Here is a 21,469-nt window from a genome sequence, read left to right as displayed (position 1 = left end):
ATATTAAAAGGCATCAATATGCTTTATGTCGATAAAGAAACCGTTGAACGTTATTTGACTATGGAACTCAGCCTTAAGCTAAGTGAAATAGCATTTAAATTGCAATCGGAGAGAAAAGTAGAGCAACCTTTACGCAATATCGTGAAAGGCGAAGACGGCTTAATGGGCACCATGCCGATTTATATTAAAGAGGGGCCATACAAAGGGTTTGGGTTAAAATCGGTGGTAGTGAGGTTTCAAAGCAATAGCGATAAACCTTCACACATCGGTAGTGTGTTGGTTTACGACGAACCAGGTGTTTCAGGGATTGCAGCGGTAGATGCCGGCGCTATCACAGAAATTCGTACAGCCGCCGCCTCTGCCTATGCAACCCATCTTCTTGCCGCAAAGGATGCCAGCCGGTTGGCAATACTTGGCACTGGCTTACAAGCAAAAGCACATTTGCAGGCCATGTTATATGTACGCCCAATTAAAGAAGTCACTTTATGGGGTCGTAATGCAGAAAGATGCCGTGAATTTGTCACATGGTGTGATAAAACACTTAATCTTCCCATTTCGATCGCAGCCTCACCTGCTGAGGCTGTACTCAATAGTGACATCATTTGCACGACCACAGCATCGCGTGCCCCTATACTCAATAGAAAAGAGTTGCCGGTTAAATGTCATGTCAATGCTATTGGCGCTTCGGCCTTGGGGTTTCAGGAACTTAGCGAAGATATGTATAACAATACCACCCTATTTACTGATTCCAATGAATCGGTACTTGCTGCCTCTCAATCTGTTATTAAAGCAAGGGAGAAAGGTATTCTTAACGGGTCAGACATTGGAATAGAAATTGGTACCGTTTCTCAATCTCATTCCAATTTGTGCGATCAGGGTGTGACTATCTTCCAATCCGTTGGTTTGGCTGTTCAAGATATGGTATTTTCTCGGGAAGTCATCCGACAACTAATAAAAATGTCTTAACTGTTTTGGATAAAAATATGCCAAACTTAAGACGTTCAGTATTAGAAAAATGTCGTTATTGTCTATACTAAAGAGCCCTTATTTATCACTTGTCACTTGCATACGCAAGTGACATTTCTATGTTCTGTTACTTCAAGGTGTAATTTTGAGAGGAAAGATATGCTAGAAGTGTCACAAATAGTAACCTATACAGCAGCATTGACTGTTGCTGCGGCGATACCCGGCCCAGGAATGGCAGCATTGGTTGCCAGAAGTGTGAGTAGTGGAGCATTAGCGGGATTTAGTGTGTTATTTGGTCTGATTATCGGCGATCTCACTTATTTGTCTTTTGCAGTCTTTGGTTTGTCTGTTATTGCCAGTAGCTTTGATACCTTATTTGTTGCTATAAGATGGGGAGCGGCACTATATTTGAGTTATTTAGCATGGCAATTCTGGTTTGCCGATCATCAACCCATTGGCGAAGACCAACCCATTAAGAAAAAGGAACTAGCTGCGGCCTGGTTATCTGGTCTCACTCTAACGTTAAGCAATCCTAAAACCATTGCCTTCTATCTCGCGCTATTACCTTTGGTAATTAACATGGAATCTATCTCGTTGCAAAACTGGGGGCTCATGTTAGTACCACTGACGGTGCTTGTTTTATTCAGCGTAGGAGCGGTATTTATTCTCGGCGCTCTCAGTATTCGACATCTGTTATCAAGCCAACGGGCCCAACGAATTTTATTTAAAGGTGCAGCTATTATTATGTTCGTAACCGCTGTAACTATGCTATTCAAAGCCGATTAAAAAAGTCTAATTTCTTACCATTTCCACGGTTTTATTGAACAAGAATCCGTCCTGAAAAACCATTCTTGTCAATAAATCGTGGACACGCCATAAATTACAAAGGAGCACCTTATAACAATACGGGAACTTTTGCTTACGAAAAAGGCTCAGATGGCAGTGCCTCTATGAATGGTCACCTTATGGTCATGAAAATGGATTAATTATCTGAATGGCATATGGAAATGAAAAAACCCTATGCACAGAATATGCATAGGGTCAATATTTGGCGGAAGGATAGAGATTCGAACTCTAGGATGGTTTCCCATCGGCGGTTTTCAAGACCGCTGCCTTCGACCGCTCGGCCATCCTTCCATGACGCGGGATTATGCTCCTAACATGATAATATGTCTAGTCTCTATCGTAAAAATTCTGTAATTTCTTTACTGTTCGCTCAATCCTCAATCTACAATATCCTTTCCCGCCCCAATCCTGCTAAAATTAGCCTAAATACATCGAATCATGAGATTCACCAATTTAACGAGCTCGCTAAACAGCCAAGCAATTAATAAGGCTTTTACTCAACGAATGTATAACAAACAATTTTCTATTAATTCATCAACCATAAACCGTTACTACGGTCTGTTCATTATTCTGCTTTTCGTTTCCCTGTTTTTATACAGCTATAACTACTTCAACGCCTGGTTAATGGGGAAAAAGTATGCGCTAAATAGTGTTGCAACCAAAATAGTATTACAGATAGAAGATTATCGTTACCACGCTAATTCTATCTTTAAACAAGCCAACAGCTCATCTTTTAGACCGCAAGAATCCGTCACGCCGATGAAGCTACGACCTGATGTTTACTGGCTTGAGAATCGTTATCAAACTATCGACACGATTGTTTTCGGTCACCACAGCGCTGCAAGTGTAGAGTTGGCACAACGCCTTTCCAATTATATGGAGATTTTGTGGGGCACTCGCAATGAATACAACTCCATGTACTATCTGAATGGCAAAGATAACAGTCTGTTTCTGATAACAACTCACTCAATTCTTAAACCAGAATTGAGATTTAAAGAGAGTTATTTAACACTGACCGCCGAATCAAAACGTTCAGAAATGCTAATGCAATCCACCGCGTTAGATGAACGGGAAAATATTTCATCAATCCGTAAGTTAAATGGCGAAAATATCTATTTTTATACTTACCGGGCAACATTTAATTCACCGGGTCAATTGGCAACAGTTATCGCTTTTGATTTGCCTATTTGTCATCTTCTTCCTATGGATATGGCAGCAGCAAATTTCAGTTTATTGTCGGATGACGAACAACCGCCTAATGAAATCAACAAAGTCAATATCTCACAGAATGGTTTCTGGCTCGAATTTTCTCAATCACTCAAAGGTACGCAATACAAACTGTTGTATCGGATATCACTCAAAGATTTGCTAATCGATTTGTTATACAGAAACATCTGGTTGTTACTAGCTGATTCAGTATTTATTATCCTGTCTTTGGGTGGGCTTATCTACATTCGTCGAAAATATATCGCTCCAAACGCCCTTATGAGCCGCGAGTTACAAGTCAAGGATGCATTAAGTCACGATATTATCTCTAATATTCCGATTGGCCTACTGATTTACGATTTTTCAGTAAATCAAATAATTATGTGCAATAACATTGCCGATCATCTGTTGCCGAATGTCGATTTAAATAAAATTAAGATGATGGCAAAGCAACATCATGGTGTCATCCAAACATCAATTGACGATTCAGTCTATGAAATTAAAATGTACAGCATGCGCCTGTTGCCGGAAACTTATCTGTTTTTACTGCAAGATAAAGATCAGGAAGCATTAATTAGCAGGCGTCTACAACTTGCTCACCTGGAACACGATAAGAGTGTACAAGCTCGGCGGTTCATGCTGACCAATATTCGTTCTGAGTTAAAACAACCAATAAAGGAGTTAGATCATATCGCTTACCAACTGAAACAAATTCTCACAGAAGAAAATAATGTTCGTATCGTCGATAATTTATTAACTAAATCCGAGTATATATCCGACTGGATCGAGAATATTTCATTACTCAATGAATTAGAATCAGGGGAATGGCAAGCAAAAAATGAGTCGTTTTCATTATCAATCATTTTAGAAGATATTATTAAAAAAGTGTTTCCTAAGATGAATGATAAGGGATTGAATTATTATTATCATTGTAATATTAATCCTGAATCACTATTTATTGGCGATAGCACTGTCATCAGTAAAATTGTCCTGATGTTAATCAATTATGCAATCACGCTCACATCTTATGGCAAAATATCTCTCATCGTTAGTTATTCCCAGGAATATAAAGAGCAAATTCAAATCGAAATTATAGATACAGGAGCCGGGCTTAATTCAACAGATTTAACAAATTTGAATTACCCATTTTTAAGCCAAGCCACAGGTGATAAATATCAATCCAATTCAGGACTGACCTTTTATCTATGTAACCAATTATGTAGAAAATTGAATGGTCATTTTACTATAAACAGCAAACCCAACCTGGGTACGCACTATGCTATCAGTCTGCCTTTAATAATCGGCCAAGACCAATGTCCGCCGCTACTGGAAGACATTACTGCCTTACTGGATATCAGCAATACGGAGATCCGTAAGATTGTGCAAAATCATCTGCATCATTATGGCGCTGTTTACTTCGATAAAAAGCAAGAAAGCATGAATCGAGAATACGATATCATGTTGACAGATAAACCCTATGATTCGGCAAAATCGACTATATTACTGGTTGATAATCTGGCCGGTTTTGAGCAGATAAAACCTGACTATATTAGGTGTAACTACAATCTGAGTGAAGCTGTTATCAATGCCATTTCGTTATTAATTGAGAGAAGTTTCAGTTTTAACGAGTTTAATGCAAATTTAGAAACGTCGGCATTTAGTGATGAAAGTAGTGATTACGATTTTGGCAATGTCATAAATAGTTATCAAAAACAGCTCATTGATAGCGATTACCGACAATTATTTGTCGAGACAGTACCGATAGATATTAATAAGCTGTATACTGATATAGAACAATATGATCTGATATCGCTTTCGCAAACAGCACATCGCCTGAAAGGCGTTTTTGCTATGTTAGACTTAGAACTCCTCAAACTTTCTTGCGAAACACTGGAACAACACATAACAGACAGTAACGAAATAGAGATTAAGAATAGCATTAGCCGTATTGAGTCCTTCACCAAAAGGCTATTGCAGCAGGGTAACTAATAAGATGAATAACCTTAACGTCATTATTGCTGATGATCATCCAATTGTCCTGTTTGGCATCCGCAAATCACTTGAGCGGCTTGAATGGATCAACGTCGTCGCAGAGTCGGAAGACTCGACTACGTTGATCAACAATCTGTCTTGTATTAAAGCAAACGTATTGATCACTGATCTGTCTATGCCTGGCGACATATACGGCGATGGAATCAATTTGATTAAATACATCAAACGCCATTATCCCAGACTATCAATCATTGTTCTAACCATGAACAATAATCCAGCAATCTTAAGTGCTGTACTCGAACTTGATATTGAAGGCATTGTCTTAAAACAAGGAGCGCCAACAGATTTACCCGATGTATTGACGGCCCTGAACCAAGGGGAAAAATTTATGCCAGAAAGCGTTTCCGAACTGTTGAAAAAAGTGACGAAAACCCCCTATGGCGATAAACCGTTATCACAAAAAGAGAGTGAAGTTATACGTCTATTTGCCCAAGGCTTTTTGGTAACAGACATTGCCAAAAAACTCAAACGCAGTGTCAAGACTATCAGCAGCCAGAAAAAATCAGCTATGGTAAAACTAGGCGTAAATAACGATATTGCATTACTCAATTACCTCGCTTCTGTCACTATTGATACACACAATAATGTTCAGTAGATACCGTTCGTTATTTTAATATGAAAGTCGTCCTGATGCCCGGCAACTATTTATTTGTGCCGGGCATTTTGTTTGTTCAGGGAATTGTTTGTACCGGGAATTGTTTGTACCGGGAATTGTTTTATATACCCTATGGATTTCAAGATGCATCGCGACGGCAAGGGAGCGAATCCCCGGAAGCATTGATAACTATGTGACCGGGGTGAGCGAGTGCAGCCAACAAAGAGGCAACTTGAAAGATAACGGGTATAAATTATTGCTTCAAATCATCTCCGCTAATACCTGCCTGAGAGTCACCAGGGAAACAGGTTTCGACAAACAATCATTCATTCCGGCATCAATACAGCGCTGTTTTTCTTCTGCCAGTGCATTGGCCGTAATACCAATAATCGGCAACTTACACCCCTCATTCCGTAAGTACATTGTTAACACATAACCATCCATGTTGGGCATATTGACATCCGTCAGAATGATATCAATCCCCCCTTTCTTCAAATATTCCAACGCATCCAATCCATCATTTGCCATCGCTGTCTGAAAACCGATGGATTTCAATTGATCGGCCAATAAACGGCGGTTGATAGGATGATCATCCACTACCAGAACCATAATAGTATTAAACCGGGTATTTGCCTGAAAAACAGGTGGTGCAGTATTTAATACCACATTATGATTCGATGAAATCAGCCGCTCAATCATTATCGGCAAATCATGTAAATGGTAAGTGTTGTGTAACCAATAGTTTTCTCTGATTTGCTCCGGTGAGCCAATATAGTCGGTCGATAATTCAATATAACCATATACTTGGGAAGTCACCGCATCAGGGAAATCGCTGATAATAATTTCACTACCATTAGTAGTTTGCCCGCGATATAAAATAGTGTGTAAGCCATGATGAACCAGAAAACGCTGTAAAAATTCCTCCAGATAAAGATTACGTATAGCCAAGATGATTTTTCGCTGATGCTCATTTATTAACTGAGTTTTTGGCTTATATTTCGCACCATATAAAGGTAAGCGAATAGAAAACATACTCCCTATCTGTGATTGTGAAATGACTTCAATATCACCATCCATCAGATTGATAAGTTTTTCACAAATCGCCAGACCAAGCCCCGTTCCCTGAGATGAGCTTTCCGTATTTGGCATGATCTGGAAAAATGGATCAAACAACTGAACAAGCGCTTTATCAGAAATGCCGACGCCCGTATCCTTTATTCTGACGTATAAATAATCTCTATCAACCGTCACATGTATAACTACACATCCAGTATCAGTGAATTTAATCGCATTATTTAACAGATTAGATATAACTTGTTGTAATCGAACCGGATCATTGCAGATATAATTCGGAACATCCGGTTCAAAATAGCAATACAAGGTCAACGGTTTTTTCACCACTAACGGCAGGTAGTTAGAAATAACATGAGAGATAACTTCCTGACAGGAAAATTCCCTAGACTCAATTTTAAGCTGTTTAGATTCAATTTTTGAGAAGTCGAGAATATCACTGATAATTTTTAGCAACAACGCTGAAGAATTATTCATCGTTGATAACAAACGAATAGATTCAGCAGGCAACGAATGCGCCTGTAATAACTCCAAGTTTCCAATAATACCGTAAAGCGGCGTTCTCAATTCGTGACTAACGGTAGCTAAAAACATAGATTTAGAATAGTTAGCCTGTTCCGATGCTAGCGCCATCTCCTGTAATGATTTTTCCATCCGTACACGGACGCTAATATCAACCAAAACACAAATCGCTACCTCTTCGTTCCTATAGCGGGAATGAACAAAACTGATTTGTAGATGATGATGATTACTGGTGACGACATCAACATAACTGCTAGTTCTGTCACAAATAATATGAATAATACGTTCCCGATCTTCATGCGTTAACATTCTTAAATAATTATGCGCCAACTCATTACTCAGAATATTACTCCCATCACTGACCCGCAATATACTGATCCCAACCGGCGCTGAAGCGACAATTTTATGATTAAATTGTTCATGCTCTTCTAGCCGAATGGCATTCTCTTCAGCCGGAACAAACATTTTCCGCTCAAACAGATACACCAGAATAATGATGACAAAGGCAGATAACATATTAAGCACAATACTGCTAATAATCTGTAGCTTAAAACCCTCAAAAATAGTTCTCAGCGGCAGCGCATAGATGATACTGAATGAAGATGGCATTAACCGGCGTTTTAACAGTAAATCAGTGAAATTATCATCATAGCCAAAATAAGGCGCTTCCAACTGATAATCAGCATAATGAAGTTTATAGTCATCATTTGCAGGATAGTGCAACACAGGTTGATTACTGCGATTCAATAACGTTATTGAAATTGGGCGGTCTTGTCTTTGAATAAAAGAGTCCAATCTGATGAATTGTTCAATGCCTATCATTGCAACCATCTGACCATTGACATAGACCGGCGCCAATACGTAGAGATGGCCGCTATCAGATCTTGCGCCAGGTATAACCCAATAAACATTTCGTTCTTTACCTTGTTCTTTCAGGCTGATAAGTCTGCGTGAATTTTCATAAACTATTTTTTTCAGCGTATCAGGCTCAGTCGAGGTATTACGGATAGAAAAACTCACCATACACATACTTTGTGTACCCACCAGGAAAACCTGATTCAATCCCTGAGGCGCCGCAAGATTATCCTTCCAATAGAAGATAAGGTTATTCAATGAATTTAAATAACTATGAGTGTTGTTGCGAAAAGTACGACAGTCAGCGCTTTGGTTCAAAGGATGATAAGAAAACGCCGGGCTATTATGTGGAAAATCAAAAATAGCATTTTTTCCATTAGAATTCAGTAAATGCTTCTCGGTCATATATTGGATATCCCGCAGAACACTTGCTGTATGACGCACATAAGAGAGTGTGGAATCATAATTAGCATTGTATTCTTGCCGAATATCCGACTTAACTTCATTAAAGATATTAACCAGGTAAAAAGCTGTTAATAAAGCGCCTAACGCCCACAACATTAGGCCAAGCACCCGGAAAAGATAACGGGATATTTTTAGCGATGTACGAAAAGAGGAAAGATATCTCAAAAGGCTACCTGATAAAAACCAACATCATTCAACGTCATTAATAACAAGATATACCAGAGTTTAAAGATTACAAAGCCCCATCAATCGCATATTTTAATATTAAGAAAAATCCCTTTAAAAAAACAGGCACCGAAGTACCTGTTTGTTAATTCAGTAAAAAATATACCCGTCATCTTTCAAGTTGCCTCTTTGTTGGCTGCACTCACTCACCCCGGTCACATAGCTATCTATGCTCCCGGGAATTCGCTCCCTTGCCGTCGCGATGCATCTTGAAATACATAGGGTATTATATCTTCACTTAAACCGGATCAACTGACTCGCCGCTGTTAGCATCAGGTGAATTGCCGTTATCACTGTTCAATTCTTCCCCTTCTGCCGCCAGCCCATCTTCATCCTCTTCAGGCTCAGCAACCCGCTGTAAACCAACAACTTTCTCATCTTCAGCGGTACGAATAAGTGTTACGCCTTGAGTATTCCGGCCAACAACGCTGACTTCCGATACCCTTGTGCGCACTAATGTGCCGGCATCAGTAATCATCATTATCTGATCGGTTGGTTCAACCTGAATTGCACCAATCACGTTACCATTACGTTCACTGACTTTAATCGAGATAACCCCCTGCGTTGCACGGGATTTAATTGGATACTCGTTTTCAGCGGTACGTTTACCATAACCGTTTTCAGTGACAGTCAGAATTTCTCCTTCTCCACGCGGGATTATCAGAGAAACCACTTTATCTTCACCATTCAGTTTGATACCGCGTACACCGGTAGCGGTACGCCCCATTGAACGAACCGCTCCCTCTTCAAAACGAACAACCTTCCCTTCCGCGGAGAACAACATAACTTCGTTATTACCGTCAGTCAGGTCAACGCCGATCAACTCATCACCTTCATTGAGATTAACGGCGAGAATACCAGCACTGCGTGGACGGCTGAAATCCTGCAATGCAGTTTTCTTCACGGTCCCACTGGCCGTAGCCATAAAGACGTACAACCCTTCTTCATATTCACGCACCGGCAGAATCGCCGTAATTCGCTCATCTTGCTCTAGCGGCAGCAGGTTAACAATCGGACGGCCACGAGCGCCACGGCTAGCTTCCGGCAATTGATAAACCTTCATCCAATACAGACGGCCACGGCTGGAGAAGCAGAGGATCGTATCGTGAGTATTGGCAACCAACAATTTTTCAATGAAATCTTCTTCTTTAATACGCGCTGCGGATTTACCTTTACCACCACGGCGCTGCGCTTCATAGTCAGACAACGGCTGATATTTGACATATCCTTGATGTGACAAGGTGACAACCACATCTTCCTGATTAATCAAATCTTCGATATTGATATCAGCCGTATTTTCCGTGATTTCAGTACGGCGGGCGTCACTGTATTGCGCCCTAATTGCCAACAACTCTTCACGGATCACTTCCATCAAGCGCTCAGGATTTTCCAGAATAAACAGCAACTCACCGATTAATGTCAGCAATTCACGGTATTCATCCAACAGTTTTTCATGCTCCAGACCGGTCAGTTTCTGCAAACGCAGATCCAGAATGGCTTGAGCCTGTTGTTCGGTCAGATAATATTTACCTTCATGCACACCATATTGTGGTTCCAGCCATTCAGGACGGGCAGCGTCATCACCGGCACGCTCCAGCATGGCAGCAACACTGCCTAATTCCCAAGGCTTAGCAACTAATGCGGCTTTTGCCTCGGCAGGTGTAGGAGCAAGACGGATAAGTTCGATAATAGGATCGATATTCGCCAGTGCTACAGCTAATGCTTCAAGAATATGGGCACGTTCACGGGCTTTCCGTAATTCAAAGATGGTACGACGAGTGACCACTTCACGGCGGTGGCATACGAAAGCCGAAATAATATCTTTCAGATTCAGCAGCTTCGGCTGTCCCTGATGCAGGGCCACCATATTGATGCCAAAAGAAACTTGAAGCTGAGTCAGGGAGTAGAGGTTATTCAACACCACTTCCCCCACCGCATCCCGTTTCACTTCAATCACGATCCGCATGCCGTCTTTATCAGATTCGTCACGAAGCGCGCTGATCCCCTCGATGCGTTTCTCTTTCACCAATTCGGCAATTTTTTCAATCAGACGGGCTTTGTTGACTTGATAAGGGATTTCGTGCACTAAAATAGTTTCACGGCCATTCTTCTCATCAACTTCAATTTCCGCACGGGCACGGATATAAATTTTACCGCGACCAGTCCGATAAGCCTCCTGAATACCGCGACGACCATTAATAATCGCAGCAGTAGGGAAATCAGGGCCAGGAATATACTGCATCAGCCCTTCAATGCTGATGTTTTCATCTTCAATATAAGCCAGACAACCATCAATAACTTCGGATAAGTTATGAGGAGGAATGTTAGTCGCCATACCCACTGCGATACCAGAAGAACCGTTGATCAGCAGGTTTGGTACTTTCGTTGGCATCACTTCCGGGATCTGCTCTGTACCATCATAGTTCGGCACAAAATCGACAGTCTCTTTCTCCAGATCCGCTAGCAGTTCATGGGCAACTTTCGCCATACGCACTTCGGTGTAACGCATAGCGGCGGCTGAGTCTCCATCGACTGAACCAAAGTTACCCTGACCATCAACCAACATATAGCGCAGGGAAAACGGCTGAGCCATACGAACAATCGTGTCGTAGACTGCGCTATCCCCATGTGGATGGTATTTACCGATGACGTCCCCGACAACACGGGCAGACTTCTTGTAGGGTTTATTCCAATCATTTCCCAATACACTCATCGCATAAAGTACGCGACGGTGTACCGGCTTTAGTCCGTCTCGAACATCTGGTAGCGCGCGCCCAACAATAACAGACATCGCATAATCCAAATACGAGCTTTTCAGCTCTTCTTCGATATTGACCGGGGTGATTTCTCTGGCAATGTCGCTCATGGAGCCCACTATCCCTCATACATTCCGAATTCAAAGGTTTAGAACTATACCACAAACCAACAGTTTTATAAAAATCAGATACGGGTATTTAAAAATTAAGCCGTGTATACTGTCTCAGAACTGTCTCAGAACTGAGTGAACCCTGGCAGAACGGAGTGAATCCGCCTGTTTAAAGAAAGTTTAAGGAGCGACAACCGCTGATGAACATCAAAACCCCTTCCACCCCAAACAATGTTGATCAACAGGAAATAGAGAAATTTGAAGCGATTGCTTCTCGCTGGTGGGATTTGGAAGGTGAATTTCAGCCGCTGCACCGAATTAACCCGCTACGCTTGAATTATATTTTGCAGCGTTCTGGCGGCATTTTCGGTAAAAAAGTCTTGGATGTGGGCTGTGGCGGCGGTATTTTGTCAGAAAGTATGGCCCGTGAAGGGGCAGAAACAACCGGGCTGGATATGGGTACGGAACCGCTGCAAGTTGCCAGACTGCACGCCCTTGAAACAGGTATCCCCGTGACTTATGTACAGGAAACAGTAGAAAGCCACGCCGAAAAATATCCACAGGCTTACGATATCGTCACCTGTATGGAAATGCTGGAACATGTCCCAGATCCACAATCGGTCGTTCATGCTTGCGCTCAGCTAGTGAAACCCGGCGGGCATGTCTTTTTTTCTACCATTAACCGCAACAAAAAAGCCTGGCTGATGGCGGTAATCGGCGCGGAATATATTCTGAAAATGGTACCGAAAGGAACCCATGATGCGAAGAAATTTATCCGACCATCAGAGTTGATAAGCTGGATTGACAGAACATTCCTGCGGGAAAAGCATATTATCGGCCTGCATTATAACCCACTAACGGATAAATTTAGTCTTGGTCACAATGTAGACGTCAATTATATATTACACACCCAGTATGTCTGACATATTCACCTGACAGATTAATAAATCGGCAAATAAATCATATTTTCAGGAATTTTTTTACTCATTTTCGCCGGTGTTTCTGTCAGAGCAACCGCTAGTAATGATGCAGGCTTCCGGCTTTTTAATAAATTTAGTCCTCAAGTTATCCACAAGAATCCGTATTTTTGTGCACTTGATAAAAGCCGCTTTTAACATTATCTTGTTGTCATTATTTAGTGTACCCCCTACATATTGTGTTCCTTAACATTCCATTACCACTACTCTCTCGTTGGTTTTTCCGCCATTGAGGGGGTTATGTTTTGGTCTAAGTCAAAGACACAAAGCAGGTGGGAGCGAATTTGAAAGTAAATGTAAGGTATGCCTGTCCATGAACCATAGTCTGCTAGTAACAAAGCGTGATGGCCACAAAGAACGAATTGACCTTGAAAAAATCCACCGGGTTGTTAACTGGGCAGCCGATGGACTGAAAAATGTCTCGGTATCACAAGTAGAACTGCGTTCTCAAATCCAATTTTACGATGGCATCAAAACCTCAGATATTCATGAAACGATGATCAAAGCTGCCGCGGATCTTATCTCCGGCGACGCACCTGATTATCAGTATCTGGCCGCCCGCTTGGCAATTTTCAATCTGCGTAAAAAAGCCTATGGTGAATTCGAGCCGCCCGCACTCTATGATCATGTCTCCCATATGGTGAAAATGGGCAAATATGACAAACACTTGCTTGCAGACTATTCGAAAGAAGAATTCGAACAAATGGACGAGTTTATTGACCATTGGCGTGATATGAACTTTTCTTACGCGGCGGTCAAACAGCTTGAAGGGAAATACCTGGTCCAAAATCGCGTTACCGGTGAAATTTATGAAAGCGCCCAATTCCTCTATATTCTGGTGGCGGCTTGCCTATTCTCCGGTTATCCGAAAGAGACACGTCTGGACTACATTCGCCGTTTTTATGACGCAGCTTCGACGTTTAAAATTTCGCTGCCGACCCCGATCATGGCAGGTGTACGCACTCCGACTCGTCAGTTCAGCTCCTGCGTACTGATTGAATGTGACGATAGCCTCGATTCCATTAATGCAACTTCCAGCGCCATTGTGAAATATGTTTCTCAACGTGCTGGTATTGGTATCAATGCAGGCCGTATTCGCGCATTGGGAAGCCCAATCCGTAATGGCGAAGCCTTCCATACCGGCTGTATTCCTTTTTATAAGCATTTCCAGACTGCGGTCAAATCCTGTTCTCAAGGAGGCGTTCGTGGCGGTGCCGCTACACTATTCTATCCATTGTGGCATCTGGAAGTTGAAAGCCTGTTGGTACTGAAAAACAACCGTGGCGTTGAAGGGAACCGTGTTCGTCACATGGACTACGGCGTACAACTTAACAAACTGATGTATGAACGCCTGATCAAAGGTGAAGAAATTACCCTGTTCAGTCCATCCGATGTTCCCGGACTCTATGATGCCTTCTTTGCCGATCAGGACGAATTTGAGCGCTTGTACACCAAATATGAGCAGGACAGCAATATCCGTCAGCAACGTCTGAAAGCGGTTGAGCTCTTCTCCCTGATGATGCAAGAACGCGCCTCTACCGGCCGTATCTATATTCAGAACGTAGACCACTGCAACACTCACAGCCCATTTGATCCTTTAGTCGCCCCAGTGCGCCAATCAAATCTGTGTCTGGAAATTGCACTGCCAACCAAGCCATTGAATGACATCAATGATAAAAATGGTGAAATTGCGCTGTGTACCTTGTCGGCTTTTAACCTGGGCGCCATTGAAAATCTTGATGAGTTGGAAGAACTGGCTACTCTGGCGGTCCGTGCCCTTGATGCCCTGCTCGATTATCAGGACTACCCTATCCTTGCCGCGAAACAAGGTGCAATGGGGCGCCGTACATTAGGCATTGGCGTCATCAACTATGCTTACTATCTGGCGAAACACGGTGTACGTTACTCAGATGGCAGCGCTAACAACCTGACTCACAAAACATTTGAAGCTATCCAGTATTACCTGTTGAAAGCCTCTAATGAATTGGCGAAAGAACAAGGCGCTTGTCCGTGGTTTAAAGAAACCACCTATTCTAAAGGTATCCTGCCTATCGATACCTATAAAAAAGCGCTGGACACATTGACCAATGAACCGCTGCACTATGACTGGGAAACATTGCGCAACGATATCAAACAATATGGTCTGCGCAATTCAACATTATCTTCTTTGATGCCTTCAGAGACCTCTTCCCAGATCTCTAACGCCACCAACGGTATTGAACCGCCTCGTGGCTATGTGAGCATCAAAGCATCAAAAGATGGCATTTTGCGCCAGGTTGTACCGGAATATGAGCGTCTGAAAAGCGCTTACGAACTCTTATGGCAAATGCCTGGTAATGATGGCTACTTGCAGTTGGTTGGTATCATGCAGAAATTTATCGACCAGTCGATCTCTGCCAATACCAACTACGATCCGACACATTTCCCAAGTGGAAAAGTGCCGATGAATCAGCTACTGAAAGATTTATTGCTCGCTTACAAATATGGTGTGAAGACGTTGTATTACCACAATACCCGTGATGGTGCGGAAGACGTTCAGGATGACCTGGAAGAAGTCGTGGAATCTGCTGATTCCGACTGTGAAAGCGGCGCGTGTAAGATTTAATTTGAGGAAGTTATGGCCTATACCACTTTTTCACAAGTAAAAAACGACCAGTTACAGGAACCGATGTTTTTTGGTCAGCCGGTAAACGTAGCCCGTTATGACCAGCAAAAGTATCCGATTTTCGAAAAGCTGATCGAAAAACAACTCTCTTTCTTCTGGCGCCCGGAAGAAGTTGACGTGTCTCGCGACCGCATTGACTATAATGCGCTGCCAGACCATGAAAAGCATATTTTTATCAGTAATTTAAAATATCAAACGCTGCTGGACTCTATTCAGGGCCGCAGCCCGAACGTGGCTTTTCTGCCTTTGATTTCCATCCCTGAGTTGGAAACCTGGGTTGAAACTTGGTCGTTTTCTGAAACGATTCATTCACGTTCTTACACTCACATCATCCGAAATATCGTTAATGATCCGGCTGTTGTGTTTGATGATATTGTCACCAATGAAGAGATTCTGAAACGAGCGAAAGATATTTCCGCTTATTACGATGATCTGATTGAGATGACTAATCATTACCAGTTATTTGGCGAAGGAACACACCAGATTGCCGGCAAAACCATCACTGTTAGTCTGCGTGAACTGAAAAAGCAATTGTACCTGTGCCTGATGAGCGTTAACGCGCTGGAAGCTATCCGTTTCTATGTCAGTTTTGCCTGTTCATTTGCCTTTGCTGAACGCGAATTAATGGAAGGTAATGCGAAAATCATCAAACTGATCGCTCGCGACGAAGCACTGCATCTAACCGGCACGCAACATATGCTGAATCTGTTGCGCTCTGGTCAGGATGATCCGGAAATGGCAGAAATCGCCAAAGAATGTGAACAACAGTGCTATGACCTGTTCGTTCAGGCGGCGGAACAAGAAAAAGAGTGGGCAGATTACCTGTTCAGCGAAGGCTCCATGATTGGCTTGAACAAAGATATTCTGTGTCAATATGTTGAGTACATTACTAACATTCGCATGCAGGCTGTCGGGCTGAAACTGCCGTTTGAAACGCGTTCTAACCCGATTCCGTGGATTAACGCCTGGCTGGTGTCTGATAACGTTCAAGTAGCGCCGCAAGAAGTTGAAGTTAGCTCCTATCTGGTTGGTCAGATTGATGCTGAAGTTAACCCTGACGACCTGAGTGATTTTGAACTCTGATGACAAGCTATAAAGTAACCCTGCATGGTATGCAGGGTTACCATATCTACAGCTCTCCCGAACTGCATAACAGTCTGCTAGAAGCGCTGGAACAAGGTAGAGTACAGGCTGAATACCAGTGCCGAGAAGGTTATTGCGGTTCCTGCCGTGTCAGATTGATAAAAGGCAAAGTTGGTTATCGACGTAAACCTTTAGCTTTTGTTAATGAAGGCGAGATTTTACCCTGCTGCTGTCATCCGCTTAGTGATATTGAGATTGAGCTTTAGTAATTAAAATTGGTCTTCATGGTGGGCAGATAATAATGATTATTTGCTCATTATTACACGCACCAAGAATGTAATAACAACTATGTTATTAGTCCTTCCAAGGGTTAATAACAGTAAGCCCAGCAGCTTCAAAAGGTGATGTATCGCGGGTTGCAACAATCAACCCATTCGCCGCTGCGATAGCCGCAATATACCCGTCAGCTTTCCCGATGGCTTTCCCCTCGCTCTTCGCTCGCGCCATGATCTCGGCATAAGCTTCCGAAGCGGCCGCATCGAACGGCAAAATACGACCGGTAAATAAAGGAACAACACTTCGCTCTAGGCTTCTATGCAGGGTATCTTTGCGCTTACCATTGGACAGCGCTGCAATCCCAAAGCGAAGCTCAGCCAAGCTGATCGCGGACAGGTAAAGCGTCTCGACATTCTGTTCATCTATCCATGTAACCACAGCGGGGTCGCCGCTGAGCCGTAGCGGCTCGGAAATTACGTTCGTATCTAGCAGTATCATTCAAAACTCATCGGCTCAGCAGGTGTCTTATCACGCTCGATCTCAAGATCAACGCCCCCCGCCTCGCGACCGATTTTTGCCAGCAAGGAGCCCAGCTTGATTCGTCCCGCCGGTTGTACTGCGTTTTCCAGAATAAACCGGATTTCAGCCTCAGCACTACGACCGTGTGTGGCTGCGCGTACCCGCAAAGCGCGATGCACTTCGTCCGGTACATTTCTGACAGTAATGGATGGCATAGATTCATTTCCTAATTTAGCATGCATTGCAATCAATATATGTTATTGCAATCATGACTGCAAGCATGTGGGATAGAAAGAGAGTTAATTGTATTCAATCAAAGTCCATTAACCATTAGCAAAGAGTTGAAAAGAAATCAGTACGCAAAAGAATATTATTCGAATAACAGAGAGTTAAGCGTTTTCTTGCCATCATTTTACGAAGCAAATCATAAAAAATAATGCAATAAAAAAATGGATAAAACGGTTAATGTGGTAGGGTTTAAGTCCTGAAAAAAGCTTAATTATCGGAAAAAACATAAAGGAGTATCTTTATATCATCAAGCTATTTACTGACTGACTTATCCCCTCCATCTTTCAAATTACTACTTTGTTGGTTGCTTTCACTTACCACCATGCTGCAATTTAAAATTTAATTGGGCATAGATGTGAACCCACATGTCATTTTGGTATAATAGATTATAAGAAATACGATGAAGATTATATTAACTCACTTGATTCAGAAGTAAGAAACATGTTATATAATCATATATTGGAGCAAAAAGATAGGATAAATCAGATTTCTACTATAATATTTTCACCAATTTTTTATTAATAAACAATTCGACATAAGCATATTGGGAAAATAACAATGAAAAAAACAATAAAATGGGGAATTATTGGTTGTGGTGATGTTACTGAAGTAAAAAGCGGCCCTGCTTTTTATAAATTAGATAATTCTGAATTGGTTGCAGTAATGCGACGCAATGCTAATTTAGCAGAGGACTTCGCCAAGAGACATAATGTGCCTAAATGGTATTCTGACGCTAATTCACTTATTAATGACAAAGACATTGATGCAATATATATTGCAACACCACCCTCTACACATAAAGAATATACCATTTTAGCGGCCAAAGCAGGTAAAGCAATATATGTAGAAAAACCTATGGCATTAACATTTGAAGAATGTAATGAAATGATAGCTACCTGTCAGGCTCAAAATGTCCCTTTATTTGTCGCTTATTATAGGAGAGCATTGCCAAGATTTTTAAAGATCAAAGAATTAATCGAGTCAGGTGCTATAGGAACACCAAGAATTGTAAGTTGTATACTTTACAGAGAGATAGAGCAATGTTACCAAGATCCACACCATTTACCTTGGGTTGTTAATCCAGAAATTTCCGGTGGTGGATTATTTGTTGATTTAGCATGCCATACTCTTGATATATTAGACTTTCTTTTAGGAAAGATTATTTCTGTCAAAGGACATGCAAATTCACAAGGGAATGCTTATCCCGCAGAAGATTGTGTATCAATGTCATTTATGTTTGAAAATAATATTCAAGGTGTGGGTATATGGAATTTTGTATCGAACTCTAGAGGCGATAATGTTGAAATAATTGGCACTAAAGGAAAAATATCTTTCTCTACATTTGGAAATTCAGCCATTTCATATTATGACGAAAATAACAAATTACACCAATTTAATATTGACAATCCAAAACATATAGAAATGCCATTGATTAATACTATCATTAATGAATTGCAAGGAAAGGGATTTTGCCCATCAACAGGAGAGTCAGGATCACGAACCAGTTGGGTAATAGACCAAGTATTAAAAGACTATAGAATGAAGAATTATTGACAATATAAAAATAAGTCAATCTGTTTTTATGGAGAAATAAAAACCAAATATATATGCACTCATTAAAAATATCGGAAGTTAATAAATGATCTTAAATCCTCTATTAACTTCTTTTTAATTAGTTTGAGAGAACTTCCATTTAGTTATAATTTCGTCTCCAGTATTATCGGTAGTAACAGAAAAACCGTATATCCATCTAAGATATACCCTATGGATTTCAATGATGTATCGCGACGGCAAGGGAGCGAATCCCCGGGAGCATAGATAACTATGTAACCGAGGTGAGTGAGTATAGCCAACAAAGAGGCAACTTGAAAGATGACGGGTATAAAACCAGCTTGACATATTCTAGCTAATAGAATTAAAGAAATTATTAATGTCTTCTTTCGATAAATCTTTTATTAGGACACTGATAATATTTTCATCATTATCCAGTCCCAACCATAAAGAATTATTACATTTAACCCAACTTGATAATTTACATTTCTCTTTTATCATCAATATAATAGCCTCCTGATAAACATCTACTTTAATCACACAATTAAATTCATCAATAAAACGATGGCTAAAATTATTACTTTCAATAAATTTCCACGGACTCATATCGACTATAGGAAAACCACATTTACTTTCATGTGATGCAATAAATTCATTATCCACGCATTGAACAAAATAAGGATTTATTGCAACTAATGTAATTGCTGCTATTCTGCCATCGCTAGGTAAAATAGCAAACTCTAATAAACTTTTTTCATTATCACCAATTCTCCAATACAAAGGGGTTTCGTTTATATTATCAACTAACTGGATATCAATAGGTATATAACCATCAATATTGATGGTTACTTCTTGAATATTTACTAATTTAGCTATTTTCATCATTATTTATCCAACTCATGTTTCAATACCGGAACAATAAACCACGCCCTTATCCTAAGATATAAATTTCCATTATGGCTATTTGATATAGATAACCGCAGTTATCAGTATCGAATATAAATAGAACTTTATATCAATCATAATGGCATCCTATCTACTCATGGCCCCGGCCAGATTAATTTATCTTTTAAATTTTCAGGAATTATGTCAAATAACTCTTTAATATAAAATAAGTGCTGATTATAATTTGGCGAAATAATATTACTACAATTTTCATAATAATATTTGGCTTGATGATTTAAGAAATAAATATCATGCTCTTGAAAGTTTTCATCAAGAATAGAATGGTGAAAGTTATGGATTAATTCAGCTTCAAAATAACATGAAATATCCCTTCCTTTCAATTTTTTACTGTGAGTTTGTATATTCCTTATATAAGGTAGAGATAATGCTAACATCTTTATATATACTTCATTTTTTTTCATTTGCATACCTCATTAATATCAAACATCATTTTTTACTAGTAATGGTTTGGAGCTTACCGGAGCATTCTTAGTTTGCGTCCACAAACCATTTTATAAAAGTTTTTCTATACACAATGAGTCACCAATTTTACGATATATTTCCTAAGCTGCTACCATACGATGATTTCCTTCCGCTATTTAATTCTCTTTTGCTTATGGCCGCTTGCTGGATTGTGTTGAATCCCTAGGCAACAGCACTGGCTCTAGCATACCCCAACCTATAATCCACACGGTGTACCTTGATGAAAAGTCAGGCGCCAATTATGTTCATTAGAAAATACCCAAATTGATGACCTCAGTGCTGCATGACCACCGTCCTGATTGTGAGTTCTGTAAAGTAAAATAACGCACATTTCTTCCACTATCGTCAGCCGGAAGTCAGAACTTACGATGCAATTAGTACTATTTTCAGCTATCAGGGCGTCAATCGTTTCACTGCGACCGACTAAGTGACCTGAGCGAGTTATTTCGAGAAAATCAGGATGAAGGATTTTCTCAAGCCATGCTTTGTCATGCCGCCGGACGTCGTGAAGGCTGCATTCCAAAGATGTTATTGTTTCAAGAAGCATGCATATCCTCCCGCATAGATATAAAAACTCGGATTTGTACCAAAAGGTGACATTTTAGACTTGGAATAACAAGGCATTTTTCTGGTGATTATGCTGACCGTCATGATTCCCCACGCCAAAAGTACTAACCTGGCGTCAATGCCTTTAGAACAAGGTTTGGTATTATCCGCTATTCTCGTGGTATTCACCTCTTCTTGGATAATGCATCAAGAAGCGCCATACTTAATTACTCGTTATTTGTATTTGGGGGCAATAAATAGTGGCCTCCTTGTAGATCAAAACTGAGCATTCGATAATCAGAAAAGGTCTCAATGAGGCAAGGCTTTTTTAGTAACTATTTAAACCTTTTTGAAATAATTAGCGGACACATAATAGTCATTACGACTTCACTTTAATTAATTCTATAAATCAAAACTCATGACTAATCAGTACAAAAGCCGTTGTTTTATTATCAAACATAACTTCT

Annotated in this window: 16 protein-coding genes and 1 tRNA gene; 9 read left to right on the top strand and 8 right to left on the bottom strand. The window is 40.8% G+C overall.

All coding sequences use genetic code 11. The annotated features are described in order from the left end of the window. The first annotated feature begins 18 nt into the window (after positions 1–18). Positions 19–966, top strand: a complete 948-nt coding sequence (locus OO184_RS20300) for an ornithine cyclodeaminase family protein (protein WP_265380745.1) — start codon at positions 19–21, stop codon at positions 964–966. Between the two features lie 159 nt (positions 967–1,125). Continuing rightward, entirely contained in the window at positions 1,126–1,752 is a 627-nt protein-coding gene (locus tag OO184_RS20295; protein ID WP_265380744.1) for a LysE family translocator, read from the top strand. Positions 1,753–2,015: 263 nt separating this feature from the next. Here OO184_RS20295 and OO184_RS20290 read toward each other — a convergent pair. Beyond that, positions 2,016–2,103, bottom strand: a tRNA-Ser gene (locus OO184_RS20290). Between the two features lie 213 nt (positions 2,104–2,316). On the opposite strand from OO184_RS20290, the gene rcsD reads away from it, so the two are divergent. Both rcsD and rcsB read left to right on the top strand, forming a co-directional pair. Then, positions 2,317–5,007 carry a phosphotransferase RcsD gene (rcsD, locus tag OO184_RS20285; RefSeq protein ID WP_265380743.1) on the top strand — a complete coding sequence of 897 codons (2,691 nt, stop codon included), beginning with the start codon at positions 2,317–2,319 and terminating at the stop codon, positions 5,005–5,007. A 4-nt stretch (positions 5,008–5,011) separates the two neighbouring features. Beyond that, positions 5,012–5,665, top strand: coding sequence for a response regulator transcription factor RcsB (rcsB, locus tag OO184_RS20280; protein WP_088372787.1), 654 nt, complete (start codon positions 5,012–5,014; stop codon positions 5,663–5,665). A 261-nt stretch (positions 5,666–5,926) separates the two neighbouring features. Here rcsB and rcsC read toward each other — a convergent pair whose 3' ends face one another. Together rcsC and gyrA are read right to left on the bottom strand one after the other, a co-directional pair. Then, entirely contained in the window at positions 5,927–8,743 is a 2,817-nt protein-coding gene (gene rcsC, locus OO184_RS20275; RefSeq protein WP_265380742.1) for a two-component system sensor histidine kinase RcsC, read from the bottom strand. Positions 8,744–9,041: 298 nt separating this feature from the next. Next, positions 9,042–11,669, bottom strand: a complete 2,628-nt coding sequence (gene gyrA, locus OO184_RS20270) for a DNA topoisomerase (ATP-hydrolyzing) subunit A (protein WP_265380741.1) — start codon at positions 11,667–11,669, stop codon at positions 9,042–9,044. A 200-nt stretch (positions 11,670–11,869) separates the two neighbouring features. Between gyrA and ubiG the strand changes: the two genes are divergently transcribed. From ubiG to yfaE, 4 genes are all read left to right on the top strand, one after another. Next, positions 11,870–12,592 carry a bifunctional 2-polyprenyl-6-hydroxyphenol methylase/3-demethylubiquinol 3-O-methyltransferase UbiG gene (gene ubiG, locus OO184_RS20265; protein WP_265380740.1) on the top strand — a complete coding sequence of 241 codons (723 nt, stop codon included), beginning with the start codon at positions 11,870–11,872 and terminating at the stop codon, positions 12,590–12,592. A gap of 367 nt (positions 12,593–12,959) precedes the next feature. After that, positions 12,960–15,251 (top strand): class 1a ribonucleoside-diphosphate reductase subunit alpha, encoded by a 2,292-nt coding sequence (nrdA, locus tag OO184_RS20260; RefSeq protein ID WP_265380739.1) that lies wholly within the window; start codon positions 12,960–12,962, stop codon positions 15,249–15,251. A gap of 12 nt (positions 15,252–15,263) precedes the next feature. After that, positions 15,264–16,394, top strand: coding sequence for a class Ia ribonucleoside-diphosphate reductase subunit beta (nrdB, locus tag OO184_RS20255; RefSeq protein ID WP_036781046.1), 1,131 nt, complete (start codon positions 15,264–15,266; stop codon positions 16,392–16,394). Further along, the gene (gene yfaE / locus OO184_RS20250; RefSeq protein ID WP_105398073.1) at positions 16,394–16,660 is read left to right on the top strand and encodes a class I ribonucleotide reductase maintenance protein YfaE; all 267 of its coding nucleotides are present in this window, start codon (positions 16,394–16,396) and stop codon (positions 16,658–16,660) included. The genes nrdB and yfaE overlap by 1 nt, the downstream gene beginning before the upstream one ends. 88 nt (positions 16,661–16,748) lie before the next feature. Here the strand turns inward: yfaE and OO184_RS20245 are convergent, their stop codons facing one another. Both OO184_RS20245 and OO184_RS20240 read right to left on the bottom strand, forming a co-directional pair. Beyond that, positions 16,749–17,168, bottom strand: a complete 420-nt coding sequence (locus tag OO184_RS20245; protein WP_265380738.1) for a type II toxin-antitoxin system VapC family toxin — start codon at positions 17,166–17,168, stop codon at positions 16,749–16,751. Then, on the bottom strand, positions 17,165–17,404 hold the full coding sequence (locus OO184_RS20240) for a FitA-like ribbon-helix-helix domain-containing protein (RefSeq protein ID WP_036848206.1): 240 nt from the start codon (positions 17,402–17,404) through the stop codon (positions 17,165–17,167). Before OO184_RS20240 ends, OO184_RS20245 begins: the two co-directional genes overlap by 4 nt. A 631-nt stretch (positions 17,405–18,035) precedes the next feature. Between OO184_RS20240 and OO184_RS20235 the strand changes: the two genes are divergently transcribed. Then, on the top strand, positions 18,036–19,031 hold the full coding sequence (locus OO184_RS20235) for a Gfo/Idh/MocA family protein (RefSeq protein ID WP_265380737.1): 996 nt from the start codon (positions 18,036–18,038) through the stop codon (positions 19,029–19,031). A 348-nt stretch (positions 19,032–19,379) separates the two neighbouring features. Here the strand turns inward: OO184_RS20235 and OO184_RS20230 are convergent, their stop codons facing one another. The 3 genes from OO184_RS20230 to OO184_RS20220 form a co-directional block, all read right to left on the bottom strand. Further along, positions 19,380–19,913 carry a hypothetical protein gene (locus tag OO184_RS20230; protein WP_265380736.1) on the bottom strand — a complete coding sequence of 178 codons (534 nt, stop codon included), beginning with the start codon at positions 19,911–19,913 and terminating at the stop codon, positions 19,380–19,382. A gap of 155 nt (positions 19,914–20,068) precedes the next feature. Continuing rightward, entirely contained in the window at positions 20,069–20,395 is a 327-nt protein-coding gene (locus OO184_RS20225) for a zinc ABC transporter substrate-binding protein (RefSeq protein WP_265380735.1), read from the bottom strand. Positions 20,396–20,652: 257 nt separating this feature from the next. Further along, entirely contained in the window at positions 20,653–21,003 is a 351-nt protein-coding gene (locus tag OO184_RS20220; RefSeq protein ID WP_265380734.1) for a nuclear transport factor 2 family protein, read from the bottom strand. Positions 21,004–21,469: the final 466 nt, after the last annotated feature.

Source organism: Photorhabdus aballayi, from assembly GCF_026153155.1.
Taxonomy (GTDB): Bacteria; Pseudomonadota; Gammaproteobacteria; order Enterobacterales; family Enterobacteriaceae; genus Photorhabdus; species Photorhabdus luminescens.
This window is presented reverse-complemented; position numbering and strand designations above follow the sequence as displayed.

Excerpts from the sequence above, each read along its gene's own strand:
- OO184_RS20300 (WP_265380745.1), top strand. The coding sequence starts at position 19 with ATGCTTTATGTCGATAAAGAAACCGTTGAACGTTATTTGACTATGGAA.
- OO184_RS20295 (WP_265380744.1), top strand. The coding sequence starts at position 1,126 with ATGCTAGAAGTGTCACAAATAGTAACCTATACAGCAGCATTGACTGTT.
- rcsD (WP_265380743.1), top strand. The coding sequence starts at position 2,317 with ATGTATAACAAACAATTTTCTATTAATTCATCAACCATAAACCGTTAC.
- rcsB (WP_088372787.1), top strand. The coding sequence starts at position 5,012 with ATGAATAACCTTAACGTCATTATTGCTGATGATCATCCAATTGTCCTG.
- gyrA (WP_265380741.1), bottom strand. The coding sequence starts at position 11,669 with ATGAGCGACATTGCCAGAGAAATCACCCCGGTCAATATCGAAGAAGAG.
- ubiG (WP_265380740.1), top strand. The coding sequence starts at position 11,870 with ATGAACATCAAAACCCCTTCCACCCCAAACAATGTTGATCAACAGGAA.
- nrdA (WP_265380739.1), top strand. The coding sequence starts at position 12,960 with ATGAACCATAGTCTGCTAGTAACAAAGCGTGATGGCCACAAAGAACGA.
- nrdB (WP_036781046.1), top strand. The coding sequence starts at position 15,264 with ATGGCCTATACCACTTTTTCACAAGTAAAAAACGACCAGTTACAGGAA.
- yfaE (WP_105398073.1), top strand. The coding sequence starts at position 16,394 with ATGACAAGCTATAAAGTAACCCTGCATGGTATGCAGGGTTACCATATC.
- OO184_RS20245 (WP_265380738.1), bottom strand. The coding sequence starts at position 17,168 with ATGATACTGCTAGATACGAACGTAATTTCCGAGCCGCTACGGCTCAGC.
- OO184_RS20240 (WP_036848206.1), bottom strand. The coding sequence starts at position 17,404 with ATGCCATCCATTACTGTCAGAAATGTACCGGACGAAGTGCATCGCGCT.
- OO184_RS20235 (WP_265380737.1), top strand. The coding sequence starts at position 18,036 with ATGAAAAAAACAATAAAATGGGGAATTATTGGTTGTGGTGATGTTACT.
- OO184_RS20230 (WP_265380736.1), bottom strand. The coding sequence starts at position 19,913 with ATGATGAAAATAGCTAAATTAGTAAATATTCAAGAAGTAACCATCAAT.
- OO184_RS20225 (WP_265380735.1), bottom strand. The coding sequence starts at position 20,395 with ATGAAAAAAAATGAAGTATATATAAAGATGTTAGCATTATCTCTACCT.
- OO184_RS20220 (WP_265380734.1), bottom strand. The coding sequence starts at position 21,003 with ATGCTTCTTGAAACAATAACATCTTTGGAATGCAGCCTTCACGACGTC.